Source organism: Siccirubricoccus deserti (genome assembly GCF_014283215.1).
Classification (GTDB): domain Bacteria; phylum Pseudomonadota; class Alphaproteobacteria; order Acetobacterales; family Acetobacteraceae; genus Siccirubricoccus; species Siccirubricoccus deserti.
Genome location: NZ_JACOMF010000220.1, coordinates 1 through 1,253, shown reverse-complemented (window position 1 = coordinate 1,253; position 1,253 = coordinate 1). Strand labels below are relative to the sequence as shown.

Sequence of the window (1,253 nt, the reverse complement as noted above, 5' to 3'; positions counted from 1 at the left end):
CAAAACCTGTGGCGAGGGTGCAGTTTGCCCTTCCCAGGTGGCGGCTGGTCTGATTCGCTCGGGCGCATGGTCCCGCCCGCCGATCCTGACGCGCTGTCGCCGGCCGAGCTGAAGGCGCTGGTCAGCGCGTTGCTGGGCAAGGTGGCAGAACTCGAGCGGAGGGTGGCGGCGCAGCGCGAGGAGATCGCCCGCCTCAAGGGGCTGAAGGGCCGGCCAGTGATCAAGCCGAGCGGCATGGAGCGGGCGACCGAGCCGAAGCCGCCGCAGGCCGGGAAGGGTCGCCGCCGACGCGGCAAGGTAATGCCGCGGGTGTCGGTGGAGGAGCGGGTGCTGCACGCGACGGTGCCGCCCGGCTCGCAGTTCCGCGGCTACCAGGACTTCCTGGTGCAGGATCTCGTGCTGCGGACCGAGGCGGTGCGCTACCGGCGCGAGCGCTGGCTGACACCGGAGGGGCAGCTGGTCGTGGCGCCCTTGCCGGGCGGGGTGGAGGGACACTTCGGTCCTGAACTCCGGCGCTATGTGCTGGCGCAGTACCACCAAGGGCAGGCCACGGTGCTGCGGCTGGTGGCGCAGCTGCGGGCGGTTGGGATCGCCATCTCCAAGCGGCAGGTCATGCGCTTGTTGATCGGGGATCAGCGGCGCTTCCTCGACGAGCACCGTGACGTGCTGCGGGCTGGGCTGGCGAGCGCGGCCTGGATCACGGTGGACGACACCGGGGCGCGGCACCGGGCGGTGAACGGCGCCTGCACGCAGATCGGCAACGACCACTTCGCCTGGTTCGGCACCACGGCCAGCAAGAGCCGGCTGAACTTCCTTGAGCTGCTGCGGGCCGGACACGGCGACTACGCCGTGAACGCCGAGGCCCTGGCGTACATGCGCGAGCGTGCCCTGGCCGGGCCGGTGATCGCCCGCCTGGCCGGCGATCCGCAGCGCGTCTTCCCGGACCAGGCGGCCTGGGTTGCGCATCTCGAGCGGCTCGGCATCCGCGGCATGGACGGCAGCCTCGGGCCGGCGCGCCTGGCCACCGAGGGCGCGCTCTGGGGCGCCATTAAGGCGCATGACCTGCTGTCCGGGACGGTGATCGTCAGCGACGATGCCGGCCAGTTCGCCCTCGGCGAGCACGCCCTGTGCTGGATCCATGCCGAGCGTCTCGTCCACAGGCTCGAGACCTTCACCGACCAGCAGCGGGCCGTCCAGGCGCGCATCCGCGACCTCATCTGGTGGTTCTACGCCGACCTGAAGGCGTACCGCCG

At 71.5% G+C, this 1,253-nt stretch carries 1 protein-coding gene; it reads left to right on the top strand.

Features of this window, described 5'->3' with window-relative positions; genetic code table 11:
- Positions 1-66: 66 nt before the first annotated feature.
- Positions 67-1,253: hypothetical protein (locus tag H7965_RS29935; protein WP_186774100.1), on the top strand; the 1,187-nt coding region annotated here is incomplete at its 3' end.